Annotated in this window: 9 protein-coding genes and 2 pseudogenes; 5 read left to right on the top strand and 6 right to left on the bottom strand. The window is 68.6% G+C overall.

The window, feature by feature from the left end; genetic code table 11:
• A partial coding sequence (locus GJ629_RS13170) for an SDR family oxidoreductase (RefSeq protein ID WP_157513464.1) occupies positions 1-629 on the top strand: 629 nt, incomplete at its 5' end.
• 56 nt (positions 630-685) lie between these two features.
• Here the strand turns inward: GJ629_RS13170 and GJ629_RS13165 are convergent.
• Entirely contained in the window at positions 686-1,147 is a 462-nt protein-coding gene (locus tag GJ629_RS13165; protein WP_157513463.1) for a hypothetical protein, read from the bottom strand.
• An 80-nt stretch (positions 1,148-1,227) separates the two neighbouring features.
• Positions 1,228-2,226, bottom strand: coding sequence for a mannose-1-phosphate guanylyltransferase (locus GJ629_RS13160; protein ID WP_157513462.1), 999 nt, complete (start codon positions 2,224-2,226; stop codon positions 1,228-1,230).
• Positions 2,227-2,297: 71 nt separating this feature from the next.
• On the opposite strand from GJ629_RS13160, the gene GJ629_RS13155 reads away from it, so the two are divergent.
• Complete coding sequence (locus tag GJ629_RS13155) at positions 2,298-2,555, top strand: BolA/IbaG family iron-sulfur metabolism protein (RefSeq protein ID WP_157513461.1); 258 nt, start codon at positions 2,298-2,300, stop codon at positions 2,553-2,555.
• A gap of 55 nt (positions 2,556-2,610) precedes the next feature.
• Positions 2,611-2,952: a glutaredoxin gene (locus GJ629_RS13150; protein ID WP_157513460.1), complete on the top strand. Its 342-nt coding sequence runs from the start codon at positions 2,611-2,613 to the stop codon at positions 2,950-2,952.
• Here the strand turns inward: GJ629_RS13150 and GJ629_RS13145 are convergent, their stop codons facing one another.
• Positions 2,953-3,234, bottom strand: a complete 282-nt coding sequence (locus GJ629_RS13145; protein ID WP_157513459.1) for a hypothetical protein — start codon at positions 3,232-3,234, stop codon at positions 2,953-2,955.
• A gap of 174 nt (positions 3,235-3,408) precedes the next feature.
• On the opposite strand from GJ629_RS13145, the gene GJ629_RS13140 reads away from it, so the two are divergent.
• Positions 3,409-4,347 (top strand): replication factor A, encoded by a 939-nt coding sequence (locus GJ629_RS13140; RefSeq protein ID WP_157513458.1) that lies wholly within the window; start codon positions 3,409-3,411, stop codon positions 4,345-4,347.
• A gap of 1 nt (position 4,348) precedes the next feature.
• Complete coding sequence (locus GJ629_RS13135; RefSeq protein ID WP_157513457.1) at positions 4,349-4,957, top strand: RPA family protein; 609 nt, start codon at positions 4,349-4,351, stop codon at positions 4,955-4,957.
• On the opposite strand, the gene GJ629_RS18090 is transcribed toward GJ629_RS13135, so the two are convergent.
• The 3 genes and pseudogenes from GJ629_RS18090 to truA form a co-directional block, all read right to left on the bottom strand.
• Complete coding sequence (locus GJ629_RS18090) at positions 4,954-5,544, bottom strand: hypothetical protein (protein ID WP_157513456.1); 591 nt, start codon at positions 5,542-5,544, stop codon at positions 4,954-4,956. The genes GJ629_RS13135 and GJ629_RS18090 overlap by 4 nt on opposite strands.
• A pseudogene (locus GJ629_RS18085) lies at positions 5,544-5,964 on the bottom strand (VOC family protein). Before GJ629_RS18085 ends, GJ629_RS18090 begins: the two are co-directional and overlap by 1 nt.
• 38 nt (positions 5,965-6,002) lie before the next feature.
• Positions 6,003-6,808, bottom strand: a pseudogene (truA, locus tag GJ629_RS13120) (tRNA pseudouridine(38-40) synthase TruA).
• Between the last annotated feature and the right edge of the window lie 65 nt (positions 6,809-6,873).

The following is a 6,873-nucleotide window of genomic DNA, read 5'->3' as shown; positions in this document are numbered from 1 at the left end:
GCGCCGCCGGCGACGGCGACGTCGTCGCCGTCGAGGCCGACATCACCGCCCCCGACGAGGTGCGGGCGCTGATCGAACAGGCCGTCGACGAGTTCGGCGGTCTCGATCACCTCGTCACCAGCGCCGGCGGCCCGCCCAGCGGAACCTTCGCAGAGATGGACGAGCGCGACTGGTACGAGGCCTACGACATGCTGGTGATGAGTTACGTCTGGGCGACCCGGGCGGCCCGGCCGCATCTCGCCGACGGCGGCGGGTCCATCACGGCCATCACCTCGCGGTCGGTCCGGGAGGTCATCGACGGACTGGTCCTCTCGAACGCCGTCCGGCGGGGCGTGATCGGACTGGTCAAGACCCAGTCCCGGGAGTTCGCGCCCGAGATACGGGTCAACGCCGTCCTGCCGGGCGCACACGAGACGGCGCGAGTCGAGGAACTCATCGAAGCCGACATCGAACGCGGCGAGTACGACAGCTACGAGGAGGGACTCGCGGACTGGGCCGACGACGTACCGCTGGGCCGCATCGGCGACCCCGAGGAACTGGGCGACACGGTTGCGTTCCTCGCCAGCGACCGGGCCAGCTATCTCACCGGGACGGCCTTGCCCGTCGACGGCGGGTCGATGCGGAGTTGACACCGTCTGTCGACTGTCGCTCCGTCGGGACTCGGACGGGACGCGTCACCACGCCGTCAGTCGTCGACGGTGGTCGGCCGAGACTCCGGGGTACACGTCAGCCACGCACCGGGACTGAACTGCGAGGAGTCGAACATTACGAACAGCGTCCAGCAGTCGTCGTCCAGTCCCTGTAGGTCGAAATCGGTGGATGAGACCGTCGTCGGCTCGTCGTGGGCGTCCGACGCGAGCGTGACGGTGTACGGAACGGCCTCGCCCAACCAGTTCGTGTCGTAGAGTTTGCGCGTCTCCTCGCCGTCGAACTCGTAGGTCGTCTCGAACACCTGTGAGCCGTTTTTCTCGACGGTGAGGTCCACGTCCACCGGGCCGGCGTCGGCCGCGATGTTCGACCAGAAGTAGATACCGCCGAGCGGAGGGGACGCCGCCGTCTCCGTCTCCTCGGTACCGCCGCCGGAACAACCGACTACTCCGGCCGCGACACCGCCTCCCAGCGTCAGCAGTATCTGCCGTCTGTTCATACGATGATTACTACACAGTGGGAAATAATATTTATCATCGTAGCGAGGATTCGTCGGGTCGCTCTCGGGTCGTCGAGAGCTCAGAACTTCCCGTCCGCGCGCAACTGCTCGACGACCTCGCGGACGCGCTGGCTCTGTCGTTTCGGGAGCACCAGCGTCCGGTCGCCGAAACTGGCGACGACGAGGTCCGAGACGCCGACGGCGCTGACGTGGCCGTCGGTGGCGATGACGTTGTCGCTCGCGTCCAGCGTGATGGCGTCGCCGAGGACAACGTTGCCGTCGGCATCGCCCTCCCGGACGCGGGCGAGGGCGTTCCACGCGCCGATGTCGTCCCACTCGAAGCCGGCGGGGACGAGGGCGGCGTTCTCGCTCGATTCCATCACCGCGTAGTCGACGCTGACCGACGGAGCGACCTCGAATGCGGCCGCGGCGTCCCCGTCGTCGAGGGCCGCGACCATCGGTTCGAGGTCAGTGTCGCGGGCGGCCGCGAGCAGCGTCTCGGGCGTCCACGCGAAGACGCCGACGTTCCAGTAGTAGCCGTGGTAGCGGTAGCGCTCGGCGGCCCCGAGGCTGGGCTTCTCGACGAACTTTTCGACAGTATGGTAGTCGCCGCGGTCCTCGTCGGGCTTGATGTAGCCGTACCCGGTTTCGAGGCGGTCGGGTTCGACGCCGACGGTGACCAGCCGGTCCGTCTCGGCGGCGACGCGGGCGGCCGTCCGCGCCGTGGGCGCGAACTCGCCGTCGACGTGGTGGTCGCTGGGCAGACACACCAACGCGCAGTCGCCGACCTGCTCGCGGATGCGGTGGGCGGCGTACACCATCGCCGGGCCGGTGTCTTTCGGTTCCGGTTCGGTCAGGACGGCCGCCCCCGGAGCGTGGTCTTCGACCCGGTCGGCGTACTCCGGACTCGTCAGGACGTACGTCTCGTCGGCGAATCCCGTTCGTCGGACGGTCTGTGACAGCAGCGACTGGTCGCCGCCGAACGACTGGAACTGCTTCGGTCGGTCGCTCCGCGCGGCGGGGTAGAGGCGCGTCCCCGTCCCGCCGGCCAGCACGACGGCCACAATCGGTCGGTCCATACCGCCCGGTTTGCGGCCCAGCGAAAAGAGGTTGGCCAAGCGTTTTGCCCGCCGGTCCCCTCCAGTCGCGTATGGACCCCGAGGAAGTCGAAGCGCTGATCGAGTCCGCACTGCCCGAGGCCAGCGCCCGCGTCACCACGCCGCGACCGAACGACACCGACCATATGGCCGCGGAAGTCGTCTCACCTGCCTTCGAGGGAAAGTCACTGGTCGACCAGCACAGCCTCGTCCACGACGCCGTCGAAGGGCATCTCACGACAGACATCCACGCGCTGAAGATAACGACGCACACACCCGCGGACGCCCCGAGCGACGCGCCCGGCCAGTAGCGTAACCCTTCGGAGTTACGGAAGGTCTTTCAGGTGGTCGTGACGACTAGCGGCTATGGCTTTCGACCAGTCACAGAACGTCGCGCCCGAGGACGTACCGGAGCGAGTCGAGACACTCCTCGACAGCGAGGACCGCGTGCTGTTCATCAAAGGGACGCCACAGCAGCCCCAGTGTGGGTTCTCACAGCGTGCGGTGGGGACGCTCGCCCGGCGAGACGTCGAGTTCGAGTGTGTGAACGTTCTCCCGGCGCTGGCGGCGTACCGGGAGGCACTGGAGTCTCACAGCGGGTGGGAGACCATCCCGCAGTTGTACGTCGACGGCGAGTTCGTCGGCGGTAGCGACATCATCGTCGAACTGGAAGAACGGGACGAACTGGCGTCGGCGCTCGACGCGTAGCTACCACGTCTCGACGGTCCCTTCGCGGACGTCCTCGACACAGCCCTCACAGTCCGGGTGGTCGGACTCGAAACAGTCCGGGCGCAGTTCCCCGTCCAGCGTCACCGCGCGTCGCTCGGCGTGGCGTCGGCAGACGATTCTCGCGTCGCCGTTCTCATCGACCGGAACGTCCGCGGCGGCCGCGCGCTTGGCCGAGGCGTAGGTCCGCCGGGCTTCCCCGTACTGCTCGCCCGCCGAGCGGAGCGTCGACCGGAGAAACCGTTCGAGGCGGCCGTCGTCCATACGCTCGCTGTGGCCGCCAGCGACATAGGCCTTCTCCGTCGTCTGCCCGTGACGCCCGCAAGAGCGCGCTCGCGGCCGAGGATCACTTTCACCGCGCTCGGCCAGAGTTTATATGTGGTGGCGACCAACCGTCGAATGTCTCCCACCGAAAACAAAGCGGAGACGGAACCGACAATGACGGATTTGCATACCCACGCGACAGAGATACACGAGCAGTTCGACGACCAGATAGACGTCTCCGTCGAGGAGATAGAGGAGCGCCTCGATACGCTGGTCAACGAGTACAAAGTCCCCGCCGAGGAGGCGCGCCGCAGCGTCATCAGTAGCTACCTCGACGACGCCGGGATGGACCGCGAGGACCTCGGCGGCGGCGGTGGCGACGGCAACGAGCAAAAAAAGGCCGCCGAGGTCGACTCCCCCGAGGAGTGGATCGATATGACCGTGAAGGTCGTCGACCTCTGGGAACCGCGCAGCGACGCGGTCGCACAGGTCGGCCTGCTGGGCGACGAGACCGGGACGATCAAGTTCACCAAGTGGTCCAAGTCCGAACTCGACGAACTCGAGGAAGGCAAGGCCTACGACCTCCGGAACGTCGTCACCGACGAGTACGAGGGCCGGTTCTCGGTCAAACTCAACCGGACGACGACCATCACCGAGATAGACGAGGACATAGAGGTCGGTGACGACAACCTCACCGTCGAGGGCGCGCTGGTCGACATCCAGAGCGGCAGCGGCCTCATCAAGCGCTGTCCCGAGGACGACTGTACCCGCGTCCTCCAGAACGGGCGCTGTAACGAACACGGCGAGGTCGAGGGCGAGTTCGACCTCCGGATCAAGGGCGTCTTGGACGATGGCGAGGACGTCACGGAGGTCATCTTCGACAAGGACGCCACCGAGGCGCTGACCGGCATCGCCCTCGAGGAGGCAAAAGAGATGGCGATGGACGCGCTGGACACGAGCGTCGTCGCCGACGAGATGCGCGAGAAGACCCTCGGACTGTACTACCGGGTCACCGGCCCGACCTACGGCCGGTACCTGCTGGCCGACGAGACGGAGACGCTGACCGGGCCAGTAGACACCGAGCAGGCGCTCATCAAAGCGAGGTCGATCTGAGATGGCATCCACACCCACCCGCGAAGTCGCGCGCCGCGTCTTCGCCCGCGAGTTCAACGACGCCAGCTTCACGTTCAAAGAGAGCGACGACGAACGAGCGCCGGTGTACGTCCTGTTGCCGACCGGGCAGCGGGCCAACCGCATCTTCGTCGTCGGGACGCTGACCGAGACCGAAGACGTCGGCGAGGACAGCGAGTACTGGCAGGGGCGCGTCGTCGACCCCAACGGCGACACGTTCTTCATGTACGCCGGGCAGTACCAGCCAGACGCCGCGTCGATGCTCCGGGAACTGGAGCCGCCGGCGTACGTCGCCGTCGTCGGCAAGCCCCGGACCTACGAGACCGACGAGGGAGACGTGAACGTCTCCGTCCGGCCGGAGTCGATCACCCGCGTCGACGAGTCGACGCGTGACCGCTGGGTCGTCGAGACGGCAGAGCGTACCCTCGAACGGGTCAAAGCGTTCGACAGCGAGGAACCGGACGAGTACGTCGAGATGGCCCGCGAGGAGTACCCGGACCTCTCGCCGGAGACGTACAAACGCGGCGCGGTCGAGGCCATCGAGAGCCTCGACGGAACCGCCAACGAGGAACAGCCGGAACCGAGCGCCTAACGGGCGCTCGTCCGGTCGGCCGTCCGCTCCCACCAGAGCGCGACGCCCCACGCCGCCGTGCCGAGGACACCGCTTGCCAGCCACAGCGCCGTGACCGCGAGCGACGCGCCGTCGACGGCCGCGGCGCGGTGGGTCGCCAAGAACACCGACCCGGCCACGAACAGCGCTGTGAGGGCAGCGTAAACGACCCGGCGGTCCGCGCGCTCGTTCGTCAGCGCGGGGTCGAGGTCGTCGGCCGCGTCCACGAGGAGCCAGCCGACGAACAACAGCCACAGCCCCGGCCCGGGCCAGCCGGTCAACTCGAGCACGAACAACGGGCCGACAACGGCCGCGAGGAGTAAGAACCCGAAGAGGCCGCCGATCAACTGCTCGCCCCGCGTCGGGTCGACGGCCGAAAGCGCCGCACCGACGACCACCAGAATCGGGAGGACGAACACGGGCGAGCGCGGGTCGGCCGTGGCGGCGACGGCGACACTCCGGCCGCCGAGGGCCAGCGTCGCGTAGGGAAACCAAAGCGACGCGAGCGTGCAGGCGACGCCGGCGAGCGCGAGCACTCGACGCGGTCGTGGCGGCCACTCGCGGTCCATCAGGCGTCGAGGACCTCGATCAGGTTCCCCTCGGGGTCCCGGACGAAGCAGATGGGTCGTCCCGGACTCGGTGGTCTGGGGCGGGCTGAGCGTCTCGACGTCGTCGGCGAGGCCGTCGTAGAACGCCGACACGTCGTCGACGGAGAGGCCGACGTGACACGCACCGGGGTCGTTCAGCGTCTGGTCCTCGCGGGCGACGCCTTCGGGGTCGTAGCTGACCAACTCGATCCGGGCGTCCCCGGCGTCGAGGTGAGCGAAGTCGGCGCTGGCGCCGTCGACGTCGACGCCCGTGGCGAAGGCGTCGCCGCCGACGGAGAAGCGAGCGAGTACGTCCAGCCCGAAGGTGTCGCGGTAGAACGCGACGGCGCGGTCCAGATCCGAGACGGTGATACCGACGTGGTGTGCGGTGAGGTCCGGCATACCGACAGCGGGGGCCGGCGGCCGCTAAATCTCTTCGGTCACTCGCCGACGCCGTCAGCGACGTGGTCGGCGACCCGGGCGCGGGCCGCGAACTCGGCGGCACGGTCGGCGAAGACGGTCCGGGCGCTGTCGGCGGCGTCGCCGTCCCGCTGGAAGGTCAGGTCGGGATACGCGACGTCGGTCAGGACGAGCGGGTACGGCGAGGCGGGCGCGATACCCTCGGGACCCGAGAGCGTCTCGGTGCCGAGGACGCGGTCGATCCACTCTCTGTCGGCGCGGCCGGTTGCAACGTCGTCGAGGACGGTCACGAGTCGCCGGACGAGTTGACGGGCGAACCCGCCGGCGCTGACAGTGACGATCAGGAACGGTGCCTCGCGTTCGACGGCGACAGAGAGCTCCCGGACTGTCCCCGTCTCGTCGGGCGTGAGGTTGTGGTAATCGTGGTCGCCCGAGAGCGCGGCGGCGGCCGTCCGGGCGCGGTCGAGGGGCGCTTCGGGAGCGTGGCGGTAGTAGGTGTAGGTCCGCGCTGTGGCGTCGTGAGTCGCGTGGAAGTCCTCGGGCGCGTCGGCGCTGGCCCACGCGCGGACGGCCGCGGGGAGAGCGCTGTTGAGCGCGGCCGGCGAGAGCCACTCGGGCGCCTCGAAGGCGACGGTCTGGGCGAGCGCCGAGACGCCGGCGTCGGTGCGGCCGGCGGCGGCGTAGCCGTGCGGAACCCCGTCGCGTCCGTCTCGACGCCGAGAGAGTCGAGCGCGTCGATGAGCGTGTCCGAGACGGTCGCCACGTCCGGTTGGCGCTGGAAGCCCCGGAACGGGCGGCCGTCGTAGGCGATGCGGTAGGCGTCCACGGGCGTCGTTCGGCCAGCGGGCACTTAGCGGCGGCGCTGGCGAGCGGTGGACCGACACGCTTTCG

It is taken from the genome of Halapricum sp. CBA1109, assembly GCF_009741825.1.
GTDB lineage: Archaea > Halobacteriota > Halobacteria > Halobacteriales > Haloarculaceae > Halapricum.
Note: the sequence above shows the minus strand (reverse complement) of the source record. Positions and strands in the feature narration are given on the sequence as shown.